This window comes from Streptomyces sp. NBC_00670 (genome assembly GCF_036226765.1).
Taxonomy (GTDB): domain Bacteria; phylum Actinomycetota; class Actinomycetes; order Streptomycetales; family Streptomycetaceae; genus Streptomyces.
On record NZ_CP109017.1, the window covers coordinates 4,543,011 to 4,565,564 of the forward strand.

Annotated in this window: 21 protein-coding genes; 8 read left to right on the forward strand and 13 right to left on the reverse strand. The window is 71.7% G+C overall.

The genetic code is table 11. The features are described from left to right. Positions 1-16 precede the first annotated feature (16 nt). The 5 genes from OIE12_RS20220 to OIE12_RS20240 form a co-directional block, all read right to left on the reverse strand. Positions 17-1,285 carry an NAD(P)/FAD-dependent oxidoreductase gene (locus OIE12_RS20220; RefSeq protein WP_329137276.1) on the reverse strand — a complete coding sequence of 423 codons (1,269 nt, stop codon included), beginning with the start codon at positions 1,283-1,285 and terminating at the stop codon, positions 17-19. After that, positions 1,282-1,722 carry a GtrA family protein gene (locus tag OIE12_RS20225; RefSeq protein WP_329137278.1) on the reverse strand — a complete coding sequence of 147 codons (441 nt, stop codon included), beginning with the start codon at positions 1,720-1,722 and terminating at the stop codon, positions 1,282-1,284. The genes OIE12_RS20220 and OIE12_RS20225 overlap by 4 nt, the downstream gene beginning before the upstream one ends. After that, the gene (locus OIE12_RS20230) at positions 1,715-2,767 is read right to left on the reverse strand and encodes a glycosyltransferase family 2 protein (protein WP_329137280.1); all 1,053 of its coding nucleotides are present in this window, start codon (positions 2,765-2,767) and stop codon (positions 1,715-1,717) included. The genes OIE12_RS20225 and OIE12_RS20230 overlap by 8 nt, the downstream gene beginning before the upstream one ends. A gap of 178 nt (positions 2,768-2,945) precedes the next feature. Continuing rightward, positions 2,946-4,298, reverse strand: a complete 1,353-nt coding sequence (locus tag OIE12_RS20235) for an alpha-2,8-polysialyltransferase family protein (protein ID WP_329137282.1) — start codon at positions 4,296-4,298, stop codon at positions 2,946-2,948. Further along, positions 4,298-5,284, reverse strand: a complete 987-nt coding sequence (locus OIE12_RS20240; RefSeq protein ID WP_329137284.1) for a glycosyltransferase family 2 protein — start codon at positions 5,282-5,284, stop codon at positions 4,298-4,300. The genes OIE12_RS20235 and OIE12_RS20240 overlap by 1 nt, the downstream gene beginning before the upstream one ends. A gap of 198 nt (positions 5,285-5,482) precedes the next feature. Between OIE12_RS20240 and OIE12_RS20245 the strand changes: the two genes are divergently transcribed. From OIE12_RS20245 to OIE12_RS20260, 4 genes are read left to right on the forward strand one after another with little or no spacing between them, the layout of a single operon-like run. Beyond that, a complete protein-coding gene (locus OIE12_RS20245; RefSeq protein WP_329137286.1) occupies positions 5,483-6,853 on the forward strand; it encodes a DUF6716 putative glycosyltransferase in 1,371 nt (456 codons plus the stop codon). A gap of 41 nt (positions 6,854-6,894) precedes the next feature. Further along, the gene (locus OIE12_RS20250) at positions 6,895-8,133 is read left to right on the forward strand and encodes an N-acylneuraminate cytidylyltransferase (RefSeq protein WP_329137288.1); all 1,239 of its coding nucleotides are present in this window, start codon (positions 6,895-6,897) and stop codon (positions 8,131-8,133) included. Positions 8,134-8,144: 11 nt separating this feature from the next. Then, a complete protein-coding gene (locus OIE12_RS20255; protein ID WP_329137289.1) occupies positions 8,145-9,083 on the forward strand; it encodes an N-acetylneuraminate synthase family protein in 939 nt (312 codons plus the stop codon). 25 nt (positions 9,084-9,108) lie between these two features. Next, entirely contained in the window at positions 9,109-10,206 is a 1,098-nt protein-coding gene (locus tag OIE12_RS20260) for a hypothetical protein (RefSeq protein ID WP_329137291.1), read from the forward strand. A gap of 116 nt (positions 10,207-10,322) precedes the next feature. Here OIE12_RS20260 and OIE12_RS20265 read toward each other — a convergent pair whose 3' ends face one another. Next, on the reverse strand, positions 10,323-10,511 hold the full coding sequence (locus tag OIE12_RS20265) for a DUF397 domain-containing protein (protein WP_329137293.1): 189 nt from the start codon (positions 10,509-10,511) through the stop codon (positions 10,323-10,325). A gap of 8 nt (positions 10,512-10,519) precedes the next feature. Continuing rightward, complete coding sequence (locus tag OIE12_RS20270) at positions 10,520-11,371, reverse strand: helix-turn-helix domain-containing protein (protein WP_329137295.1); 852 nt, start codon at positions 11,369-11,371, stop codon at positions 10,520-10,522. Positions 11,372-11,602: 231 nt separating this feature from the next. Between OIE12_RS20270 and OIE12_RS20275 the strand changes: the two genes are divergently transcribed. The 4 genes from OIE12_RS20275 to OIE12_RS20290 all read left to right on the forward strand — a co-directional run bounded on the left by OIE12_RS20275 (position 11,603) and on the right by OIE12_RS20290 (position 16,147). Continuing rightward, positions 11,603-12,052, forward strand: coding sequence for an ATP-binding protein (locus OIE12_RS20275; protein WP_329137297.1), 450 nt, complete (start codon positions 11,603-11,605; stop codon positions 12,050-12,052). Between the two features lie 221 nt (positions 12,053-12,273). Beyond that, positions 12,274-13,500, forward strand: coding sequence for an amidohydrolase (locus OIE12_RS20280; protein WP_329137299.1), 1,227 nt, complete (start codon positions 12,274-12,276; stop codon positions 13,498-13,500). Positions 13,501-13,724: 224 nt separating this feature from the next. Continuing rightward, entirely contained in the window at positions 13,725-14,801 is a 1,077-nt protein-coding gene (locus OIE12_RS20285) for a BMP family lipoprotein (RefSeq protein WP_443054059.1), read from the forward strand. Positions 14,802-15,085: 284 nt separating this feature from the next. Further along, a complete protein-coding gene (locus OIE12_RS20290; RefSeq protein ID WP_329137303.1) occupies positions 15,086-16,147 on the forward strand; it encodes a sigma-70 family RNA polymerase sigma factor in 1,062 nt (353 codons plus the stop codon). On the opposite strand, the gene OIE12_RS20295 is transcribed toward OIE12_RS20290, so the two are convergent. From OIE12_RS20295 to OIE12_RS20320, 6 genes are all read right to left on the reverse strand, one after another. Next, positions 16,040-16,429 carry an STAS domain-containing protein gene (locus OIE12_RS20295; RefSeq protein ID WP_329137305.1) on the reverse strand — a complete coding sequence of 130 codons (390 nt, stop codon included), beginning with the start codon at positions 16,427-16,429 and terminating at the stop codon, positions 16,040-16,042. The genes OIE12_RS20290 and OIE12_RS20295 overlap by 108 nt on opposite strands. 266 nt (positions 16,430-16,695) lie before the next feature. Continuing rightward, positions 16,696-17,979, reverse strand: a complete 1,284-nt coding sequence (locus OIE12_RS20300; RefSeq protein ID WP_329137307.1) for a thymidine phosphorylase — start codon at positions 17,977-17,979, stop codon at positions 16,696-16,698. 48 nt (positions 17,980-18,027) lie between these two features. Further along, entirely contained in the window at positions 18,028-18,420 is a 393-nt protein-coding gene (locus OIE12_RS20305) for a cytidine deaminase (protein ID WP_329142088.1), read from the reverse strand. A gap of 17 nt (positions 18,421-18,437) precedes the next feature. After that, on the reverse strand, positions 18,438-19,700 hold the full coding sequence (locus OIE12_RS20310; protein WP_329137309.1) for an ABC transporter permease: 1,263 nt from the start codon (positions 19,698-19,700) through the stop codon (positions 18,438-18,440). After that, entirely contained in the window at positions 19,697-20,824 is a 1,128-nt protein-coding gene (locus tag OIE12_RS20315; protein WP_030382635.1) for an ABC transporter permease, read from the reverse strand. The genes OIE12_RS20310 and OIE12_RS20315 overlap by 4 nt, the downstream gene beginning before the upstream one ends. Then, a complete protein-coding gene (locus tag OIE12_RS20320; RefSeq protein ID WP_329142090.1) occupies positions 20,821-22,542 on the reverse strand; it encodes an ABC transporter ATP-binding protein in 1,722 nt (573 codons plus the stop codon). The genes OIE12_RS20315 and OIE12_RS20320 overlap by 4 nt, the downstream gene beginning before the upstream one ends. Positions 22,543-22,554 lie beyond the last annotated feature (12 nt).

A 22,554-nucleotide genomic window follows, 5' to 3' on the forward strand; every position in this document is an offset into this window, starting at 1 on the left:
ACCGTGTACGGCCGCCTCACCGCAGCCCGAGCGACGCCGTCACCCGGCGGGACATCTCCACCGAATAGCTCTGGCCGCGGTCCTGGGGGTAGATCTGGGCCATCGTCGCCAGGGTGACCCTGCTCATCGGGGTCTCGTGGCCGGGGATCAGGGAGCGGTACTCCGGGGTCACCACCGGCTGGGCGAAGCCGGCCTTCGAGAAGTGCCAGTTCTTGATCCAGGAGGCGTCGAAGTCCGGGTTGACCCGTCGCAGGTAGGGGAGGAACGCGGTCAGCAGTTCCTCCGGCTCCGTGGTGAAACGCCAGTCCTCACGCTCCACGTAGTTGCCCACGTAGAGGATGTGCCGGCCGCCGTAGACCGACGGGTCGATCATCCGGGTGTGCTCGACCACCGCGAGGAACGGGAAGTCCGGCTCGTTGATGTTCAGCCAGTAGTACGGGATCACGCTGCGGTCCAGCTCCAGTACGAAGCAGGTGGCGCCCAGGTACTGGTTCTTCCACACCGCGTCGTCCGCGGGCAGCCCGGCGGCCCTGGCGAAGGCGGGCTGCGGGGTGGTCACGATCAGCCGGTCGAAGCTGTAGCGGGAGTCGTCCGCGCAGGTCACCACGGCGGGCGCGGCGTCATCGGCCTGCCGGATGCTCTTCACCGCCTTGCCGAACTCGACCTTGCCGCCGCGCTCCTCGATGCCGTCCCGCAGGGCCGCGTAGACCCGCTCGAACCCGCCGTCCACATAGCCCAGTTCGAAGGTGCGGCAGTGGATGCGGGCCCACAGCCAGGCCATCGACACCTGCTCGGCGCGGTCGCCGAACTTGCCGCGCAGCAGCGGCTCCCAGATCGCCTCTGTCGCCCTGCGGCCGGCCCGCCGGCGCAGCCAGGCCAGGGCCGTGAGGTCGTTGTACCGCTCCCCGCCGCGCACCGCCTTGAGCACCGCCGAGGACCCGGCGAACCGCACCGCGTCCAGCGGGGAGAACCCCGGGAAGCGCAGCATGTCGAGCGGGGTGGTGAAGTCGATGAGCCGGCCGTCGCGGTAGATGCCCGTGGTCGGCCTGTGGAAGCGGAGCGCGTCGCTCAGCCCCAGCTCCCCGATCAGGGAGATCATCGCCTTGTCGCTGCGGAAGATGTGGTGGTAGTAGCGCTCCAGCGGAACGCCGCCCACCTCCAACGAGGCCGCCAGCCCGCCGAGTTCGCCCGCCGCCTCCAGGAGGGTGACCTGGTGCCCGGCGCGTACGGCGTCCCAGGCGGCGGTCAGGCCGGTGGCACCCGCGCCGATGATGCCGAGGTTCATGCGAAGCTCCACTTTCTGTTGAGCACGAACTGGAGCGCCAGGACCAGCGGCAGGGAACCCGCCTTGACCAGGTTGGCGTCGATCCCCAGCGCGTTGGTGAAGACGAGGAAGAGCAGGTAGGTCAGGGCGATACCGGTCAGCCCGACGGCGTAGAAGCGCAGGAAGCGCACCACGAGCCGGTCGCGCCGCTCGAAGGTGAACAGCGCGTTGAGGACGAAGTTGTTGGCGATGCCGAGGGTGGTGCTGAGCACGTTGGCCCACTGCTCGTCCAGGCCGGCGGTGTTGTGCAGCAGCAGGAAGACGATCATGTCCAGCGCGACGCCGCTGCCGCCGATGAGGGTGTAGCGCACCAACTGGCGCACGGTCCGGGAGCGGTCCTCCGGTGGACCGGCCGCCGGTGCGGCGGCGGGGGCCGGGCCCGCCGAGGTGTCAGTCATCGGCCTTCGGCCCGCCGATCACCTCGCGCACCAGATACAGCGGCCGCCCCTGCGCCTCGCTGTAGATGCGCCCCACATAGCTGCCCAGCACACCGAGCGACAGCATCTGCGTGCCGCCGAGGAACAGCGTGACGACCATCAGCATCGTCCAGCCGGAGACGGTGATGTCGGGCCGGAACGCCTTCATCGCCAGCGCGTAGAGGATGCCGGCCAGGGACAGCGCCAGCACCACGAAACCCAGCCGCGTGATCATCTTCAGCGGTGCGGTGGAGAAGCTGGTCACCCCGTCGACCGCCAGCCGGGCCATCTTGCGCAGAGGGTACTTGGTCTCGCCCGCGAACCGCTCGTCGCGGTCGAAGGCCACCTCGCTCTGGCGGTAGCCCATGGAAGCGACGATGCCGCGCACGAAGCGGCTGCGCTCGCGGTACTTGCGCAGCTCGTCGGCGACCCGGCGGTCCAGCAGCCGGAAGTCCCCGGTGTCCAGCGGGATGTCGACGTCGGTGGAGGAGCGCAGCACCCTGTAGTACAGGTGTGCGGTGCCGCGCTTGAAGAGGGTGTCCTGGCGGCTGCGGCGGCGCGCGTGGACGATCTCGGCGCCCTGGCGCCAGGCGTCGACCAGTTCGAGGCTGACCCGCGGCGGGTCCTGCAGATCGGTGTCCATGACGATGACCGCGTCGCCCGTGGCCAGGTCGAGACCGGCGGTGATGGCGATCTGGTGGCCGAAGTTGCGGGCGAAGTCCACCACCTTGACCCGGTCGTCCTTGTCCGCCAGCGCCGTCAGCAGGGCGAGCGAGCCGTCGGACGAGCCGTCGTTGACGTAGACCAGCTCGGCGTCGAGGTCCGGGCGGCCGTCGAGCGCGGCGGTCAGCTCGGCGTGGAAGGCGGCGATGCCGTCCTGCTCGTTGTAGACCGGCAGCACGTACGAGATCAGCGGGCGGCGCACCCGCCCCGGCTCCGTTCGCGCGGGCTCGTCCCGCTCCGTCCCGGCCCGCTCCAGGGGCCGGGACGGGATGTGGACGGGCGGGCGTATGTCCTGCTGGGTCATAGCGGACCGCCCCCGGACATCAATGGCGCGAAGGGAAAAGCTGTTTGTGACATTGGGGGAAGCTATGGAGCCTTCGTTAACTTCACCCCAACACACCGCGTCGGAATGCCGTCGTCCCTGTTTCTCTTTTTCTCTCCTTCTCTCCGTCATTCCTGGCGTATGCCGTATCGGCGCGCTCTCAACGCCGCACCGCCTTCCGCACCGCCCGGGCCCGGCGCACCACCCGTCGTGCCGTCGCGTTGTTCGGGAGGAAGGCCAGGCGTTCGGGGATGCCGCCGGGGAGGCCGAGGGAGGTGAGGCGCTTCCTGCGGAAGTAACGGCGGGTGCGGGGGGAGAGGTGCGCGGCGAGGTAGCGGGTCGCGACCGGGCGCAGGGAGCGGTGCAGTTGCGGCTGCATGACGAAGCCGACCGCGGTGACCAGCTCGGTCAGCCGGTCCGCCGGCACCGGTTCCTCGCCGGGCCGTTCCTCCAGGTCCGGCAGGAGCGCGTCGGCCAGCACCACCGGGATGCGGTTGCTGTTCTGGTACGGCGTCAGCCGCTCCAGCAGCAGCTCGGTGCCGACCCGGGCGACCGGCAGGTCGTAGAGCGCGGAGGCGGTGAACAGCGCGGTCGAGAAGCAGCCGACGACCAGCGCGGGCCGGGCCCGTTCGAACAGCACCTCGGCGAGGACCGGCGTGTCCAGGACGGTCAGCTCCACGCCCAGCTTCTCCGCCTCCGCCTCCAGGGCCCGGCTGTAACGGGCCGGTGCGGTCGGGTGCGGCTTGAAGACGAGGGCGCGGTGGCCGCGTGCGAACGCCCCGCGCGCCATCGACACATGCAGCCGCTCCTCCTCCTCGGGGGAGAGGATGCCGAGCGCCGACAGGTACTGGCCGAGCAGCAGCGCCGCCCCCTCGGGCAGCCCCGGCGGCTCCGGCACGGCCGAGCCGAGCTCGCCGAGGACCTTCAGGAAGGCGGCCGTCGGCACCAGGTGCGCGGGGACGTCGAACTCGGTGAGCAGCAGTGGCGCTAGCCCCGGCACCAGGTCCAGGTGGAGCAGCCGGCGGACCCGGGTGCCGACCAGCGGGTCCAGCTTGTTGCGCGTGGGGCCGTAGCTCATCAGCCCGTCGGCGTAGACGTCGATGGGCGCGTCGGTGAACAGCGTGGCGATCGAGAGCGCGGGGGCGACCTGGAGCGACTCCAGGGCCAGTTCCACCCGGTCCTCGCCGAGCCCCCACAGCAGGCGCAGATACCGCTCGAACAGGGGGACGTCGTCGGGGCGCGGCGCCCAGGCGCCGGGGTGGAAGGGGCGGATCGCCTCGTTCCAGGACAGCACGCCGTCGAAGTGCGCGCGCAGCGGGGCGAAGCCCGGCATCTCGTCCAGGGCGGGGGTGATCTCCGGGGTGGTGGAGTTGTTGCAGACCAGCAGCAGCCGCCGGTCCGCCTCGGCGAACAGGCCGGATTCGAGGGCGGCGGCCAGGGTGGCGGCACCGTAGAGGGTGGAGGCGCAGAAGATCTGCGTGGTTCCGGGGCGATTGCTGTCGTTACGGGGCATCACGCGGCCGCCTTCGCTGTGGTGATCCGGCGCCGCAGCCGCCGCAGCTTCGCCGCGCGGTGCAGATCCATGGTGTCGAGTACGTCGTCGAGCGCGTCCTGCGGCATGCGCCGGATCGCGGCCGCGCTCATCGCCCGCAGCCGCCTGGCCACGGCCGGTTCAAACTTGCCCTCGTCGGCGAGGTGGTGGGCGATGATCGCGCAGTACGTGCGGACCGCCTTCGGCAGCAGTCGCGCGGCGTCCGTGTCCCGCGCCGTCTCCTCGATCACCTGATCGAAGGCGCGGATGAAGTCGAGTTGACGGACGTCACCGATCTGGGTGAGGGAGGAGGCGACCCCGCGCCGGTAGAACACGCCGAGCAGCCCGACCACGGCGAACGACTCCGCCTCGCGGTGCAGCTTCCAGATCCACGGCCGGTCCTCGGCCGTGCGCAGCCCGTCCGTGAAGTGCAGCAGGCCCCGGTCCACCAGCCGCCGGTGATAGATCCCGGCCCAGGCGTAGGCGTAGTCGACGGAGGTGCTGCGCTCGGCGGGCAGGATCGACTCGCGCGGGTTCAGCACCTCGCCCCGCCGGCCGACCGGCACCCGGTGCACGGTACGGGCACGGGCGGTGGCCTGCACATGGTCGGTGCGGACGAAGTCGCAGCCCAGCTCCTCGATCGCGGCGAGCAGTTGGGCGAGGTAGCCGGGGGCGAGCCAGTCGTCGCCGTCGAGGAACGTCAGGTACTCGCCGCCCGCGGCGTCCAGACCGGTGTTGCGCGCGGTGGCGAGTCCTCCGTTCTCCTCGTGGCGGACGTACCGCACCCGGGCGACGCCGGAGAGTTCCTCGGCGGCGCGTTCGAGCAGGGCGGGCGTCTGGTCCCTGGAATGGTCGTCCACCAGCACGAACTCGAAGTCCTTGCGGGAATTGAGCCGCAGACTTCTGAGCATGTCCGGCGCGTATTGCTGGACGTTGTAGAACGGCACGATCACGGAGAGCTTGGGCACCTGCGAAACGCTAGGAGGCGCCCCGGCTGCGGAACTTTCCGGTGGGCGTACGGGGCGTGAACTCCATGTGTCGGAACGGTGCACCGCGTGTACGTCGGGGAATTCCGCGGCCCGGTTCGGTTTCCGGTGGCATGTTGTTAACTTCTCGTTGATTCCGGGTTGGGCCGTGCATCGGAATCGCTTCCTAGCGTCGTCGACGTGCCAGCAAGTACACCGAAGCCCCCGCGCATCGCCGTTCTGGCGGACTCCGACACCCGCTGGAAATGGGGTGCGCTGACCGCCGGGCGGATCGCGCCGGGCGCGTCCATGGAAGCCGGGCCGGGGCGGCCGGCGCAAGCCGGGCCGCGCGAGGCCGCGGCGGCCGGCCCCGCGCTCGACGGCTTCCTGCTGCGCGGCCGGGCCACGCCCACGCCGCGCCAGCTGGCCGAGGTCGGCGTCCCCGCCGACTCGCTGCGCGAGGTCACCGCCGTGGAGTTCCTGCGCACCATGGCGGACAAGGAGTACGACGTCGTCGTGCTCGCCCTCGTCGGCGGCGGCGTGCAGGCCATGCTGCACGGCCTCAAGCGGGTCTGGGAGGGCCGCACCCGCCGCCCCGTGGTCGTCACCGGCTACGTCGGCGTCGTCTACGAGAAGCTCGCCGACGGCCTGCTGCTGCGGCACGGCGCGGACCTCGTCCTCGCCAACTCCCGCCAGGACGCGGAGCGTTTCGCCGCCGTGTACGAGGGGGTCGGCGCGGACGCCTCGTCGGTCACGGAGGTGGCGCTGCCGTTCCTCGGCGGCGCGGCCTACACCGGCGCACACGAGCCCTACACGGTCGTGTTCGCCGCCCAGCCCTCCGTGCCCGCCGGACGCAAGGAGCGCACGTACCTGCTCGACCGCCTGGTGCGGCACGCCCGGCAGCACCCCGAGCGCGAGGTGCTGCTCAAGCTGCGCTCCAAGCCGGGCGAGCACACCACGCACATCGAGGAGCTGCCCTACCAGAAGCTCGCCCAGCGGGCCGACCTGCCGCCCAACCTCCGCCTGGTCTACGGGCACATGGGGGAGGTCCTGGACCGCACCGACCTGCTGGTCACGGTCAGCTCGACGGCCGCGCTGGAGTCGCTGCACCGCCGCATCCCGACCGTGGTCCTCACCGACCTCGGGGTGCGCGAGGTGCTCGGCAACCACCACTTCACCGGCTCCGGCTGCCTCGCCTCCTGGGACCAGCTGGACGCCGGGCACCGTCCGGAGCCCGACGCGGACTGGGTCGCCCGGCAGGGTGTGGCCGCCGACGGCTCGTACGACACCGCCTTCGACGCCGCCCGCGAGCGGATCGCGAAGCTGCTGGCCCAGCCCGGCGGGCTGCCGCCGCTGACCCCGTACTACACGCCCGCGACGGCGCCCGGCTATCTGCCCGGCATCCTCGCCCGCCACCACCTCGGCCCGGACGGCAGCCCGCTGCCGGGCGCGCCCGCCACCGACCGCGAGCCGGGCGCGGTCCGGGAGATCGTGCGCCGCGCGGCGCGCGGCGCCTACCGGCACGGGGTGCAGCGGGTCGCCCCGGTGATCCGCCGGATGGGGGAGCTGTGAGCGACGCCGCCCCGATCGACGCACGCCAAGGAGCAGAACCCATGACCCACCCGGACACCGGCGCGATGCGCCGGGTGCTCGCCGTGATCCCCGCGCGCGGCGGCTCCAAGGGCGTCCCCGCGAAGAACCTCGCCCCGGTCGGCGGCGTCCCGCTGGTGGCCCGCGCGGTGCGCGAGTGCCGCGCCACCCGCCTGGTGACCGACGTCGTCGTCTCCACCGACGACCACGCGATCGCCGCCGTCGCCCGCGAGGCCGGCGCCGAGGTCGTCCTGCGCCCCGCCGCGATCGCCGGCGACACGGCCACCTCCGAGGCCGCCGTACGGCACGCGATGGACGCGCACGAGGCCCTGCACGGGGCGCCCGTCGACGTCGTCCTGCTCGTGCAGTGCACCAGCCCCTTCCTGGTCCGCGAGGACATCGACGGGGTGGCCGGCGCGGTCGTCGAGAAGGGCGCCGACACGGCGGTCACCGTCGCACCCTTCCACGGCTTCGTCTGGCGGGACGGCGAGCCCGACGACTCCGAGGCGGACGGCGGCCACGGCGTCAACCACGACAAGTCCTACCGCCCGCGCCGCCAGGACCGCCCCCAGGACCTGCTGGAGACCGGCGCCGCCTACGCGATGGACGCGGCCGGCTTCCGCACCCACGGCCACCGCTTCTTCGGCCGCACCGACCTGGTGCGCACCGACCCGGCCCGGGTCCTGGAGATCGACGACCCGCATGACCTGGCCCGCGCCCGCGCCCTCGCACCGCTCTTCGACGCGAACCGGCCCGGAGCCCTCCCGACCGCCGCCGACATCGACGCGGTCGTACTCGACTTCGACGGCACCCAGACCGACGACAGGGTGCTGATCGACTCCGACGGACGGGAGTTCGTCTCCGTGCACCGCGGGGACGGCCTCGGCATCGCGGCCCTGCGCCGCGGCGGCCTCAAGCTGCTGATCCTGTCCACGGAACAGAACCCGGTCGTCGCCGCCCGGGCCCGGAAGCTCAAGCTCCCGGTGCTGCACGGCGTCGACCGGAAGGACCTCGCGCTGAAGCAGTGGTGCGAGGAGCAGGGCATCGCGCCCGAGCGCGTGCTCTACGTCGGCAACGACGTCAACGACCTCCCGTGCTTCGCCCTCGTGGGCTGGCCCGTGGCGGTCGCGAGCGCCCACGACGTCGTGCGCGGCGCCGCACGCGCGGTCACCACCGTCCCCGGCGGCGACGGCGCGATCCGGGAGATCGCCGGCTGGATCCTCGGCCCCTCCCTCGATTCCCCCGCCCCCCTCACCAAGTAAGGAAACCCCTGATGAGCACGTACTCCCGCATCCGCACGTTCGGTGACCGCGAGGCCGGCCCCGGCCGCCCCGTCTACATCACCGGCGAGATCGGCATCAACCACAACGGCGAGCTCGACAACGCCTTCAAGCTGATCGACGTGGCCGCCGAGGCCGGCTGCGACGCGGTCAAGTTCCAGAAGCGCACGCCCGAGATCTGCACCCCGCGCGACCAGTGGGACATCGAGCGCGACACCCCCTGGGGCCGGATGACCTACATCGACTACCGCCACCGCGTCGAGTTCGGCGAGGACGAGTACCGCCAGATCGACGCGTACTGCAAGGAGAAGGGGATCGCCTGGTTCGCCTCCCCGTGGGACACCGAGGCCGTCGCCTTCCTGGAGAAGTTCGACGTCCCCGCCCACAAGGTGGCCTCCGCCTCCCTGACCGACGACGAGCTGCTGCGCGAGCTGCGCGCGACCGGCCGTACGGTCATCCTCTCCACCGGCATGTCCACGCCGAAGCAGATCCGGCACGCGGTGGAGGTGCTGGGCAGCGACAACATCCTGATGTGCCACGCCACGTCGACCTACCCGGCGCAGGCCGAGGAGCTGAACCTCCGCGTCATCAACACCCTCCAGCAGGAGTACCCGAACGTCCCGATCGGCTACTCCGGCCACGAGACGGGCCTGCAGACCACGCTGGCCGCGGTCGCGCTCGGCGCCGCGTTCGTCGAGCGGCACATCACCCTCGACCGCGCGATGTGGGGCTCCGACCAGGCCGCCTCCGTCGAGCCGCAGGGCCTCACGCGCCTGGTCCGCGACATCCGCACCATCGAGGCCTCCCTCGGCGACGGCGTGAAGAAGGTCTACGACTCCGAGCTCGGCCCGATGAAGAAGCTGCGCCGCGTCTCCGGTGTCGTCGCGGAGGCGGAGATCGCCGCGGCCGCGGGCGAGCCGGTCGCGGTCTGACACGGGACGGGACGGTCGTACGCCGATGAGCCCCCGCGCCGGATCACCCGGCCCCGGCCCCGGCACTCTCGCCTTCGTCGAGAGCCCGGTGCAACTGCTGAACGTCCTGGAGTGGGCGCACGCGCACGCCCCGGACGGGCAGTGGCCGCCCGGCGCGGGCCTCACCCTCGTCGTCCTGTCCCCCGTCGACCCCATGACCCGCGGCCAGCTGCGCCGCATGGCCGAACTGGCGCGGGAGGAGGGTCACGACGTGCGCTGGGAGGAGGCGCGCGGCGGCACCCTCGCCCCCTTCCAGACGGTGGGCGGCCTGACCTCCCTGCTGCGCCGGGCGCGGCGGGTGGTCATGGGCGACCCGTTCTCCCGCTACGTCCAGCTGCTGCTGACCCTGACGAAGGCCAGCGAGCTGGTCGTGGTGGACGACGGCACGGCGACGATGGAGTTCGTCACCCAACTGGCCCAGGGCGAACGCCTGGTGCGCTGGCACCGCAAGGGCGGTCGGCCGGCCCCGCGTGACCTCCTCTTCGCCCCGGTGTCGTCCTCGGCCCGCCGCCGGCTGACCCCGACGCCCGAGCGCACGGTGGAGATCTTCTCCTCCATGCCGATCGAGAAGATCCCCGACGGCGTCACGGTCACGGCGAACGACTTTGCCTGGACCCGCGCCCGCTTCGGCCCCCCGCGCGTCGCCAAGGGCGCGGACATGGTGGGCACCTCGCTGGTGGAGACGGGCGTGGTCGACGCCGACCGCTACCTGGACGCGGTCCGCACCCTGGCCAAGACCCACGGCGCGACCCGCTACTTCGCCCACCGCCGCGAGAGCACGGAGAAACTCCACCGCCTGGCGGTGGAGACGGGCCTGGAGGTCGTCCGCCCCGACCTCCCCCTGGAACTCATCGCCCGCCGCGGCCCCGTCGGCCGCACGATCCTCAGCTTCCCCTCCACGGTCGTCCACACCCTCCCCCTCGCCCTGGCCGGCACGGAGGTCCGCGTGGCCGTCTGCGACATAGACCCCGCCTGGCTCACCACCAAGGCTTCTCCCCGCGCCCAGGGCTTCCTCTCCGGCGTCACCAGCACGGCAAGAGACGTCCACCGGTTGCCGGGGACGTCGGCGGTGGTGGCGGGGTAGGGGGACGGGGAGGATGCGGGGGCCGGTCACACCTTGATGACGGTGACGCGGGCTTGGTGGAGCTGGTCCCGCCGGGCCTGGATCTCTTCCTCGGTGACGGCACCGTGGCCGCTTACTCACTTCGGCCCGCGGGTCGAAGTGAGCGCGCGTATCAGGGTGTGCAGGGCGGCGGGGCTGGTGGTGAGGGTGGTGTCCGGGGTGTCGCTCTCGCGTAGGTGGACGGTGCCGGTGGGGTCGGTGGCGACGTAGACGCAGTTGGCGGCCTCGGCGCTGTACGTGGACTTCTGCCAGGTGAGAGGGGGCATGGGGCTCCTCAGAGCGTTCCGATGATGCGACTGATGAGGGTTCGGGACTGGGTTTCGGTCAGCGCGCGGGACTCCATGCGGTCCACTACGGACCGGTACCGGGCCAACTGGGCCTCCGCGTCCAGGAATTCGCAGCCGTGGTCCGAGTCCAGAACCACGGTGTCGAGTTGCGGAACCGGACCTGTCGCGTAGGTGATGGGCTGACCCGAGGCAGGGAAGCCCGTCTGCCCGAAGGGGATCACCAGGAGGTTGATCGTGGGCTCTTCGCTCATTGCCAGGAGATGGGCGAGCTGTGCGCGAGCCACGTCGGGCCCGCCGAATCCCATGCGCAGTGCGGCCTCATGGACGACGGCTGTGTACGGGGTCGCCGGAGAGTCGAACAGTACGGCCTGGCGCTTGAGGCGGTAGGAGACGCGGTGCTCCACCTCGTGCGGACGCAAGGGTGGAACCGCCTCGCGCATGGTGGCCCGTGCGTGCTCCAGCGTCTGCAGCAGACCCGGCATGTGTACGGTGACGGCCACACGCAACGCCGTCGCATGGTGTTCGAGTTCGGCCAGGTCCAGCAGGCCGGACGGCAGAGTGTCGCGGTATTCGTCCCACCAGCCGCGCCTGCGGCCTCCCGTCATTCCGGCGAGGGCGTCGACATAGGCGTCGTCACCGCAGTCGTAATTGCGTGCCAACGCGCGCACGCGGTCGGCGCTGACTGCGTAGCGACCGGCTTCGATGTTGCTGATCCGTGCCTGCGGGCCGCCCAGAAGAGAGGCCGCCGCAGTCGAGGTGAGTCCCGCGCGCTCACGGAGCTTGCGTAGCTCGGCGCCAAGACGCTGCTGGCGCAGGGTCGCGCCGGGGGCCGGTGGCATGGCGGATCGCCTTCTTCGGTCATACGTGCTACCGGCATCACCCACACGGATGGATGCTGGCAGCTCTTCGTTGATCCAATGGAAGTTCTTCCATTGTGAACGCTACGTTATGCGTGTCGCGTCGCCCAACTCCCCGCGCCCATAAGCCGGAAGCGCACCAAGTCCTGGCAATGCCACCGCTCGGCGCGGTAGTTGTGCGCGATCGGTTCCCTTTCTCTCGTGGAGGTGTTCATGGTCACCGTAGCCCCGCCCCGCACCTGGATGTACGCCCTTCGGCTGCCGCACGACCCGCGGGCGGCGGGTGTCGCACGTATGACCGTGCGGGCTGCCCTGAACGGGCACGGCAGGCGTGACGCGCTGGAGGTCGTCGAGCTGCTGACCTCGGAGCTGGTCACCAACGCCTACCGGCACACCGCCGGGCCCGCATCCCTGCGGCTGAGCGCGCTCGACGACGGCCGGCTGCGGGTGGGGGTGTGGGACGCCGACCCGCACGTGCCCGCGCCGTTCGACCGGCCTCCCGGAGAGCGGTGTGCCTTGCCGGAGGTCGGCGGGGAGGGCGGGCGCGGGTTGTTCCTCGTACAGGCGTACGCCGACTCGTGGGGCGGGTGGCCGCTCGGGGACGGCCTGCCGGGGCGCGGCGCGGGCAAGCTGCTGTGGTTCGAGGTGCGAGCCGGGGCGTGAGGTGACGCCGGGGCGTGGCACTCGCCCGGGGGGGGGTGGTGGAGGTCACGTTACCCGGACGTAGGGGCCGACTCGGCCGACAAGTCCGGGCAGTTTACCCAGGCGTGAAGGTCGTCATGCGGCGTCCGGCCGGGAATTTTTCGCCCGACGGCCTGAACTTTTGTTGATCACGGGTTAGTTGTGCCCCCGATCGGCCTACCCTTCAAAGGGTGAACCATGTGATGTCCCCAGAGTCCGAGGCCGACATCCCGGGGAACGCTGTGCTCCCCGGCGCACTGCCCGCCGCCCTGCACGCCGAGCTCGTGGCCTTCCGCCGCGATCTGCACATGCACCCGGAGCTCGGCCACCAGGAGTTCCGTACGACCGCCGCGATCAAGGCCCGGCTGGAGAAGGCGGGGCTCACGCCGCGCGTCCTCGACGGCGGAACCGGCCTCGTCTGCGACATCGGTGAGACCGGGGAACGGGCCGGCGGCCCGATCCTCGCCCTGCGCGCCGACATCGACGCGCTGCCCATCCCGGACACCAAGGCCGACTGCGCCTACCGCTCCACCGTCCCCGACCGCGCCCACGCCTGCGGCCACGACGTGCACACCACCGTCGTCCTCGGCACCGCGCTCGTCCTCGCCGAGCTGCACCGCGAGGGCCGGCTGCCGCGCGGTGTGCGGATGATCTTCCAGCCCGCAGAGGAGGTGCTGCCCGGCGGGGCCTCCGACGTCATCGCCTCCGGCGCCCTCGACGGCGTCGGCCGCATCATCGCCGTGCACTGCGACCCCAAGGTCGACGCCGGCCGCATCGGCCTGCGCTACGGCGCCATCACCTCCGCCTGCGACCGCGTCGAGATCGCCCTCGACGGCCCCGGCGGCCACACCGCGCGCCCCCACCAGACCACGGACCTCGTCACCGCCGCCGCCCGCGTCGCCCTCGACGTGCCCGCGCTGGTGCGCAACCGGGTCGACGCCCGCAGCGGGCTCTCCGTCACCTGGGGCCGCATCGAGTCCGGCCACGCCCCCAACGTCATCCCCCAGCACGCCGAGCTCTCCGGGACCGTACGGTGCCTGGACCTCGACGCCTGGCGGATCGCGCCCGACGTCGTGCACGCGGCGGTCGACGAGATCGCGGGCATGTACCGCGCCAAGTCCGAGATCAACTACATCCGGGGCGTCCCGCCGGTCGTCAACGACCCCGTCGTCGCCGAACTGCTGCGCGACGCGATGACCGCGCGGCGCGGCGGCGACTCCGTCGAGGACACCCCGCAGAGCCTCGGCGGCGAGGACTTCTCCTGGTACCTGGAGCACGTGCCGGGCGCGATGGCCCGCCTCGGCGTGCGCCGGCCCGGCGACCTGACCGTCCGCGACCTGCACCAGGGCGACTTCGACGCGGACGAGCAGGCCATCACCGTCGGCGTCGAGATGTTCACCGCGGCGGCGCTGCTGCACCCGGACCACTGACGGTCCCGTCCGGCCGGTGCGCACGCCGCCCGGCCGGACCCGCCCCTCCGGTCCACGTGCGGGGCCGTCGAACGGCGGCACGAATCGGTAACGGCCGCGCAGAACCCCGTTCCCCCCTACTTCTACGCGCGTTACTGTGCGCCCGAATCGCTGCCGCAGCGGCGCGTTCGACGGAGCTGACCGGCCACGGGTGCCGGGAACGAAGGGTGCTTGTCGTGCGTTCGATCTCCCCCAGAACCAGGTTCTCCCGCGCGGCGGTGGCCGTCGCCGTCGTCGCCCTCGCCGCCGCCGGGTGCGGCAAGTCCAGCAGCGAGGCCAACAGCTCCGACAACGGCTCGGACAAGAGTTCCTCCGGCGGCTACTCCGGCAAGGGCATCGGCCTGGCGTACGACATCGGCGGCAAGGGCGACCAGTCCTTCAACGACGCCGCGTACGCCGGTTTCGCCAAGGCGGAGAAGGAGTTCAAGATCGGCGGGCGGGACATCGAGCCGCAGGACGGCGAGTCCGACGCCGACAAGATCCAGCGCCTGACCACGCTCGCCAAGGCCGGCTACAACCCGATCATCGGCGTCGGCTACTCCTACGCCCCCGCGGTCAAGGAGGTCGCCGCGCACTACCCGAAGGTCACCTTCGGCATGATCGACGACGAGACGATCAAGGCGAAGAACGTCGTCGACCTGGTCTTCAGCGCCGAGCAGTCCTCCTACCTCGCCGGTGTCGCGGCGGCCAAGGCCAGCAAGAAGGACCACATCGGCTTCATCGGCGGCGTCGACATCCCGCTCATCCACACGTTCGAGGCCGGCTTCGACCAGGGCGCGAAGTCCGTCAACCCGAAGATCAAGATCGAGTCGCAGTACCTCACGGAGACCGCGGCCGAGGGGGGCTTCTCCAGCCCCGACAAGGGCCAGAGCGCGGCGGACGGCCAGCTCGACGCGGGCGCGGACGTCATCTACCACGCGGCCGGCCTCTCCGGGCAGGGCGTGATCAAGTCCGCCGCCACCCACAAGGCGTGGGCGATCGGCGTCGACTCCGACCAGTACAAGCAGTCGGCCCTGGCCAAGTACAAGGACCACATCCTCGGCTCCGCGCTGAAGAACGTCGGCGGCGCGGTCTACGACCTGGTCAAGTCCGTCCACGAGGGCAAGCCCCTGAGCGGCGTGGTCGTCGGCGACCTCAAGTCCGGCGGCGTCGGCTTCGCGGACTCCAACCCGAAGTACCGCGCGATGAAGGACGTGGTCGCGGCGGTGGAGCAGGCGAAGCAGGACGTGATCGACGGCAAGGTCACGGTGGCGACGAAGTAGGGAACGTATCGGCCTGGGGCTCCGTCAGCGCCCCATAAGGGGCGCGGGGAACTGCGCGACAAGCCACGATGCCCCCGCACCCGCCCACGCACCCCACCCACCCGAGCTCTCCCGCGTCGGAGCCCCGGGTGAAGGACGGGAAGGGTAGGGGTGGCGGGGGCGATCAACCCCCCGACCAGCCCCTTCTTCCATCCAGGGCGCGATTGTCAGTGCCCTCCGGTAGCTTCCGAAGTGCGGGGGGACACAGCGCCCGCACACGCACACGGCCACAGGGGTGGGTGGACATGGACGACGGCACGACAATCGCACAGGACCCGGCACAGCCACCGCCGGAACCCCTGGACGCCCGGCTCGAACGCCACCGCGTCGAGCTCACCGGCTACTGCTACCGCATGCTCGGCTCCTCCTTCGAGGCCGAGGACGCGGTCCAGGACACCATGGTCCGCGCCTGGCGCAGCCACGACCGCTTCGAGGGCCGCTCCAGCCTCCGCTCCTGGCTCTACCGCATCGCGACCAACGTCTGCCTGGACATGCTGAACGCCGGCAACAAACGGGCCCGCCCGATGGACCTCACGGAGTCCACCCCGCTCGCCCGGGCGGCGCTCGCCCCCCGCCCGGACCACACCTGGCTGGAGCCGGTCCCGGACGCCCGCGTCCTGCCGGTCACCGGCGACCCGGCGGAGGCGGCCGTGGCCAAGGAGTCCGTCCGGCTCGCCTTCATGGCCGCGCTCCAGCAACTGCCGCCCAAGCAGCGGGCGGTGCTGATCCTGCGCGAGGTGCTCGCCTGGCGGGCGAGCGAGGTCGCCGAACTCCTCGGCACGTCGGTCGCGTCGGTGAACAGCGCCCTCCAGCGGGCCCGCGCCACGCTCGCCGAGCGCCCGCCGGGGGAGGGCGCCGACGCCGCCGTCTCCGACCCGCTGGACGAGGAGCAGCGCAAGCTCCTCGAACGGTACGTCGCCGCGTTCGAGGGCTACGACATGACCGCGCTCACCGCCCTGCTGGCCGAGGACGCCATCATGACGATGCCGCCGTTCGACCTGTGGCTGCGCGGCCCGGAGGACATCACCGGGTTCATGACGACGCTCGGCGCGGCGTGCGCGGGGTCGCACCTGGTGCCGGTCGAGGTGAACGGGCTGCCCGGGTTCGCCCAGTACAAGCCGGATCCGGAGGCGGGCGGGTTCACCGCGTGGGCGGTGCAGGCGCTGGAGATCTCGTCGTCGGAAGGGTCCTCGGCGGCGTCAGGCGGCCGGATCACCGGGTTCCACTGCTTCCTCGACACCCAGCGGTGGTTCCCGCTGTTCGGGCTCCCGCTCCACCTCGAGGGGAAGCCCGAGGAGACCGAGTAGCGCGCGCAGCTCGGGCGACGGGCCGCGGACGCGGATGCGGCCGCCGGCCCGGCGGGCGGCGAGCTGGAGGCGGGCGAGGACGTCGACGAGGCCGAGGCCGCCGGTGACGACGCGGCTGACGTCACAGACGACGACGGTGCCGACCCCGGCGGACTCCAGCCGCGCCCGGACGTCGCGGCTCAGCCGTCCCACGTCGTCCCGGCCGACGAACGGGGGCAGCACCAGTACGGGGGGTGTCTCGGCGTCCACGGTCGGTAGACGCCGAACGACGACGCAACTCATCGGTGGGGGTGGGGGAGCGGTGGGTTGTTTCCGCCCCCGCCGCCCCTGCCCGTCCCGTCCTTCACCCGGGGGCTCCGCCCCCGGGCCCCCCGATGGGGCTCCGCCCCGGGGCGCGGGAGAGCTCGGGTGGGTGGGTTCGTGGGCGGGTGCGGGTTCGTTGTGGTCGGCCGCGCAGTTCCCCGCGCCCCTATCGGGGCGCGGTGACTGCTCGCGCCCCGCGGCGGAGCCGCAGATCCGACACAGTCCCGCGCCCCTTGGGCGTCGCGTCAGGCGATGCGTTCCAGGACCACCGGCGTCGGGTTGAACTCGGCGCCCTGGGCGGCGATGTCGCAGGCGTTGGCCAGGGCCTCCAGGGCGTACTCGAAGCGGTCGGGGGTGTCCGTGTGGAGGGTGAGGAGGGGCTGGCCCTGCTCCACCCGGTCGCCGGGCTTGGCGTGGAGTTCCACGCCGGCCGCCGCCTGGACCGGGTCCTCCTTGCGGGCGCGGCCGGCGCCCAGCCGCCACGCGGCGACGCCGATGTCGTACGCGTCGAGGCGGGCGACGACGCCCGAGGCCGCGGCCGTGACCACGTGCTGCTCCCGCGACGTCGGCAGCGCCGCGTCCGGGTCGCCGCCCTGCGCGCTGATCATGCGGCGCCAGACGTCCATCGCCGAGCCGTCGGCCAGCGCCTTGGCCGGGTCGGCGTCGGGCAGCCCGGCCGCGTCGAGCATCTCGCGGGCCAGCGCCAGCGTCAGCTCGACGACGTCCGCCGGGCCACCGCCCGCGAGGACCTCCACCGACTCGCGCACCTCCAGCGCGTTGCCCGCGGTCAGGCCGAGCGGCGTGGACATGTCCGTGAGCAGGGCCACCGTCTTCACGCCGTGGTCCGTGCCCAGGCCCACCATCGTGCGGGCCAACTCGCGCGCGTCCTCCACCGTCTTCATGAAGGCACCGCTGCCGACCTTCACGTCGAGCACCAGCGAACCCGTGCCCTCGGCGATCTTCTTCGACATGATCGAGGAGGCGATCAGCGGGATCGACTCAACCGTGCCGGTCACGTCCCGCAGCGCGTACAGCTTCTTGTCGGCGGGCGCGAGCCCGTCACCGGCCGCGCAGATCACCGCGCCGACGCCGTCGAGCACCGACAGCACCTCCTCGTTGGAGAGCCGCGCGCGCCAGCCGGGGATCGACTCCAGCTTGTCGAGCGTGCCGCCGGTGTGGCCGAGGCCCCGGCCGGACAGCTGCGGCACGGCCGCGCCGCACGCGGCGACCAGCGGGGCCAGCGGCAGCGTGATCTTGTCGCCGACGCCGCCCGTGGAGTGCTTGTCGGCGGTGGGCCGGGAGAGCGTGGAGAAGTTCATGCGCTCGCCGGAGGCGATCATCGCGGCGGTCCAGCGGGCGATCTCGTGGCGCTCCATGCCGTTGAGCAGGATCGCCATGTTGAGGGCGGCCATCTGGTAGTCGGCGACCTCGCCGCGGGTGTACGCGTCGATCACCCAGTCGATCTGCGCGGCGCTGAGCTCACCGCCGTCCCGCTTGGCGCGGATGACGGAGACGGCGTCCATGGCCATGGATTTCCTTCCGGTGGTGCGTGGGGGAATCGGAACGGGAGGAGTCGCTCAGCCGACCAGATGGTCCGGGCCGAACGCCTGCGGCAGCATCTCGGACAGCGGGACGATGCCCGCCGGGGTCTCCAGGAGCATGTCCGGCCCGCCGAACTCGTACAGGAGTTGCCGGCAGCGGCCGCACGGGACCAGGCTCTCGCCCCGCCCGTCCACGCACACGAAGTGCGTCAGCCGCCCGCCCCCGCTGTTGCGCAGCTCGGAGACGAGCCCGCACTCGGCGCACAGCCCGAGCCCGTAGGAGGCGTTCTCCACATTGCAGCCGGTGACGGTGCGCCCGTCGTCGACGAGGGCGGCGACGCCGACCGGGTAGCCCGAGTAGGGGGCGTAGGCGCGCGACATCGCCGCGCGCGCCGCCTCCCGCAGGGACTCCCAGTCGACGTCGGACACCCGGGGAGCGCCGGCCGTCACTTGCCCTGCCCCTTGCGGTAGGGCAGACCGTCCGCCTTCGGCATCCGCAGGTGCTGCGCGGAGAGCGAGAGGACGAGCAGGGTGACGACGTACGGGGTCGCGGTGACGACCTGGCGCGGGACGTCGTCCGTGGAGACGTACCAGAGGAACATCAGGACGGCGACGATCGCGGTGACCACGGCCGGCACGTGCCGCTTCTTCCACACCAGGTACGCCGCCCCGAACACCAGCAGGATCGCGAGCAGCAGGATCAGCGCGTGCACGTTGGTCGTGCCGCCGCGCAGGTTGAGGCTGTCGGTGTAGCCGAACAGACCCGCGCCGAGGGCGAGACCGCCCGGCATCCAGTTGCCGAAGATCATCGCGGCGAGACCGATGTAGCCGCGCCCCGCGGTCTGGCCGTCCAGGTACACGTTGGACGCGACGATCGACAGGAACGCGCCGCCGAGCCCGGCGAACCCGCCGGAGATCAGCACGGCGAGGTACTTGTACTTGTAGACGTTGACGCCGAGGGACTCGGCGGCCACCGGGTTCTCGCCGCAGGAGCGCAGCCGCAGCCCGAAGGAGGTCCGCCACAGCACCCACCAGGACAGCGGCACCAGCGCCACGGCGATCACGGTCAGCGGTGACAGGTCGGTGATCAGACCGCCGATCAGGCCGGCGAGGTCCGAGACCAGGAACCAGTGCTTGCCGTTGAGGGTGTCCAGGCCGCTGGAGAGACCGGGGATGTCGAAGGTGCCCAGCGAGTCGATCGGCGGGGACTGCTTGGAGGAGCCCTGCGGGACGCCCTCGAAGGTGAACTTCGACAGATAGCGGGTGGTGCCGAGCGCCAGAATGTTGATCGCCACACCGGAGACGATGTGGTTCACGTTGAAGGTGACGGTGGCGATCGCGTGCAGGATGCCGCCGAGGACGCCGCCGATGATGCCGAAGACGACGCCGGTCCACGGACCCCACTGGTAGCCGGCCCAGGCGCCGAACCAGGTGCCGAGGATCATCATGCCCTCGAGGCCGATGTTGACCACGCCCGCGCGCTCGGCCCACAGACCGCCGAGACCGGCGAGGCCGATCGGGACGGCGAGCCGCAGCGCGGTGGACATCTGTCCGGTGGAGGTGATGCCGTTCGCGCCGGTGATCAGCCGGACGACGGAGGTGAGGACCAGCACGCCCGCGATGACCAGCAGGAGCACCGGGAGCGACATCCGGCGGCCGCTCCGGCCGGGCCGCTTGGCCTGCGGCTTGGTGAGGGTCGCGGTGCTCATCGGGCCGCCACCTCCTTCTTCTCGGAGTTCTTCAGTGCGGCCGCGGCGAGTTCCGCGCCGACCCGCTTCTGCTGGCGGCGCAGCCCCCACTGCCGTACGGCCTCGTAGGAGATGACGACCGCGAAGACGATCAGGCCCTGCATGATCGTCGCGATCTCCTTCTCGTACGCCACCGGGGTCGCGTAGTCGAGGGCGGGCGAGGCCTTGTCCAGCAGGGCCCACAGCAGTGCGGCGAGCGCGATGCCGCCGGGGTTGTTGCGGCCCAGCAGGGCGATGCCGATGGCGGTGAAGCCGAGACCGGCGGGGAAGCTGAGGCTGTAGGTGTGGGTGTCGCCGAGCAGCAGCGGCAGCCCGGCCAGGCCCGCCACCGCGCCGGAGATCACCATGGAGACGAACACCATGCGCTTGGCGTTGACGCCGGAGGCCGCGGCGGCGGTCTCGGACTCGCCGGTGGCGCGCAGGTCGAAGCCGAACCGGGTGCGGTTGAGGACGAGCCAGTAGGCGACGCCCAGCAGGATGGCGAGGAAGACCAGGCCGTAGATCTCGCCGACGTCCGCGCCGAGGTCGATGCCCGGGATCCAGCCGGACTTGCGCATCACGCCGGTCGTCATGTTGTTGCCGAGCTGGACGCCCCAGACGTGCGCGAGGGTGACGTAGCCGATGACGGCGGTGGCGATGGAGTTCAGCATGATCGTCGCGACGACCTCGCTGACGCCCCGGGTCACCTTCAGCGCCCCCGCGATGCCGGCCCACAGCGCGCCGGTGCCCATCGCGACCAGCAGCAGCAGCGGGACCTGGAGGAAGTTGGGCAGCGCCACGTGGGCGCCGACCACGGCGGTCATCACGACGGCGAGGCGGTACTGGCCGTCGACGCCGATGTTGAACAGGTTCATGCGGAAGCCGAGGGCGACCGCGATCGCGGCGATGTAGTACATCGACGCCTGGTTGACGATCAGCACCTGCACGTCGGAGTACGACGCCTGCTGGAGCATCAGCCGGTACGGCTCGAACGGGTTGCGGTCCGAGGCGAGCAGGACGACGGAGGTCAGCGCGATCGCCAGGACGAGCGCGATGACCGGTCCGGCCACTGCCAGGAGCACCCGCTCCTTGTCGAACTTCTTCATCGGGCCTCGTCCTCCGGGGCGGCCTCGGTGGCGCCGCTCGGGGCGCCTGATTCGTCGTGCCGGTCACCCGGTTCGTCGTGCTCCAGGTGCCCGGCGGCGGCGCCGGTCATGGCGGAGCCGAGTTCCTCGGGGGTGATGGTGGCCGGGTCGGCGTCGGCGACCAGACGGCCGTTGTAGATCACCCGCAGGGTGTCCGACAGGCCGATCAGCTCGTCCAGGTCGGCGGAGATCAGCAGCACGGCCAGGCCCTCGCGGCGGGCCTCGCGGATGCGGTCCCAGATCTGCGCCTGCGCGCCGACGTCCACGCCGCGGGTGGGGTGCGCGGCGATCAGGAACTTGGGGGCGTGGCTCATCTCGCGGCCGACGATCAGCTTCTGCTGGTTGCCGCCGGAGAGGGAGGCGGCGGTGACGTCGATGCCGGGGGTGCGGACGTCGTACTCCTCGACGATCCGGCGGGTGTCGGCCTGGGCGCCCTTGGGGTCCAGCCAGAAGCCCTTGGCGTTGGGCTTCTCGGTGACGTGGCCGAGGATGCGGTTCTCCCAGAGCGGGGCCTCCAGGAGCAGGCCCTGGCGGTGGCGGTCCTCGGGGATGTAGCCGACGCCCCGCTCACGGCGCTTGCGGGTGGGCCAGGGGGTGATGTCCTCGCCCAGGAAGCGGAGGGTGCCGGAGTCGGCGTGCTTGGTGCCGATCAGCGCGTCGATCAGCTCGGTCTGCCCGTTGCCCTCGACGCCCGCGATGCCCATGACCTCGCCGGCGTGGATGGTGAACGTGACGTCGTCCAGCACCCGGCGTACGTCGCCGCCGGTGGGCGTGTCGGTGAGCAGGGCGCCGGTGCCGCCGCTGGCGGCCGGGGCGGTGTCGCTCACCTCGTTGACGTCGCCGAGCGAGGCGCCGGCGGCGTAGACGGTCAGACCCGCGACCTCGATCACCGGGCGGTCGGTGACCGTCGACTCGGCGGTCTCGGGGGTGGGCAGCTCGCTGCCGACCATCAGCTCGGCGAGCTGGCGGGGGGTGGTCTTCGCGGGGACGGCGGTGCCGACGGTGGTGCCGCGCCGGATGACGGTGATCTCGTCGGCGACGGAGAGGACCTCGCCCAGCTTGTGCGAGATGAAGATGACGGACAGGCCCTCGGACTTCAGTTCGCGCAGGTTGGCGAAGAGCGCGTCGACCTCCTGCGGCACGAGCACGGCGGTCGGCTCGTCCAGGATCAGGGTGCGGGCGCCGCGGTAGAGGACCTTGAGGATCTCCACGCGCTGGCGGTCGGCGACGCCGAGGCTCTCCACCAGGACATCGGGGCGCACGCCCAGCCCGTACCGGTCGGAGATCTCCTTGATCTTCCGGCGGGCGCCGCCGCCGATGCCGTGGAGCTTCTCGCTGCCCAGGACGGTGTTCTCCAGGACGGTGAGGTTGTCCGCGAGCATGAAGTGCTGGTGGACCATGCCGATGCCGCGGGCGATGGCGTCGGCGGGGCTGGTGAAGGCCACCTGCTCGCCGTCGACCGCGATGGTGCCCTCGTCCGGCTTCTGCATGCCGTAGAGGATCTTCATCAGCGTCGACTTGCCGGCGCCGTTCTCGCCGACGAGGGCGTGCACGGTGCCCTTGCGGACGGTGAGGTGGATGTCGTGGTTGGCCACCACCCCCGGGAACCGCTTGGTGATGCCGGCCAGCTCGACCGCGGTCGACCGCGCGGTGAGCGGAGGGCTGCTGGACGCGTCGATGGCGCACTCTCC

What these genes read in the sequence shown, in the direction of transcription:
- OIE12_RS20220 (WP_329137276.1), bottom strand. Translation starts at nt 1,285, where the DNA reads ATGAACCTCGGCATCATCGGCGCGGGTGCCACCGGCCTGACCGCCGCC.
- OIE12_RS20225 (WP_329137278.1), bottom strand. Translation starts at nt 1,722, where the DNA reads ATGACTGACACCTCGGCGGGCCCGGCCCCCGCCGCCGCACCGGCGGCC.
- OIE12_RS20230 (WP_329137280.1), bottom strand. Translation starts at nt 2,767, where the DNA reads ATGACCCAGCAGGACATACGCCCGCCCGTCCACATCCCGTCCCGGCCC.
- OIE12_RS20235 (WP_329137282.1), bottom strand. Translation starts at nt 4,298, where the DNA reads ATGCCCCGTAACGACAGCAATCGCCCCGGAACCACGCAGATCTTCTGC.
- OIE12_RS20250 (WP_329137288.1), top strand. Translation starts at nt 6,895, where the DNA reads ATGACCCACCCGGACACCGGCGCGATGCGCCGGGTGCTCGCCGTGATC.
- OIE12_RS20255 (WP_329137289.1), top strand. Translation starts at nt 8,145, where the DNA reads ATGAGCACGTACTCCCGCATCCGCACGTTCGGTGACCGCGAGGCCGGC.
- OIE12_RS20260 (WP_329137291.1), top strand. Translation starts at nt 9,109, where the DNA reads ATGAGCCCCCGCGCCGGATCACCCGGCCCCGGCCCCGGCACTCTCGCC.
- OIE12_RS20265 (WP_329137293.1), bottom strand. Translation starts at nt 10,511, where the DNA reads ATGCCCCCTCTCACCTGGCAGAAGTCCACGTACAGCGCCGAGGCCGCC.
- OIE12_RS20270 (WP_329137295.1), bottom strand. Translation starts at nt 11,371, where the DNA reads ATGCCACCGGCCCCCGGCGCGACCCTGCGCCAGCAGCGTCTTGGCGCC.
- OIE12_RS20275 (WP_329137297.1), top strand. Translation starts at nt 11,603, where the DNA reads ATGGTCACCGTAGCCCCGCCCCGCACCTGGATGTACGCCCTTCGGCTG.
- OIE12_RS20280 (WP_329137299.1), top strand. Translation starts at nt 12,274, where the DNA reads ATGTCCCCAGAGTCCGAGGCCGACATCCCGGGGAACGCTGTGCTCCCC.
- OIE12_RS20290 (WP_329137303.1), top strand. Translation starts at nt 15,086, where the DNA reads ATGGACGACGGCACGACAATCGCACAGGACCCGGCACAGCCACCGCCG.
- OIE12_RS20295 (WP_329137305.1), bottom strand. Translation starts at nt 16,429, where the DNA reads ATGAGTTGCGTCGTCGTTCGGCGTCTACCGACCGTGGACGCCGAGACA.
- OIE12_RS20300 (WP_329137307.1), bottom strand. Translation starts at nt 17,979, where the DNA reads ATGGCCATGGACGCCGTCTCCGTCATCCGCGCCAAGCGGGACGGCGGT.
- OIE12_RS20310 (WP_329137309.1), bottom strand. Translation starts at nt 19,700, where the DNA reads ATGAGCACCGCGACCCTCACCAAGCCGCAGGCCAAGCGGCCCGGCCGG.
- OIE12_RS20315 (WP_030382635.1), bottom strand. Translation starts at nt 20,824, where the DNA reads ATGAAGAAGTTCGACAAGGAGCGGGTGCTCCTGGCAGTGGCCGGACCG.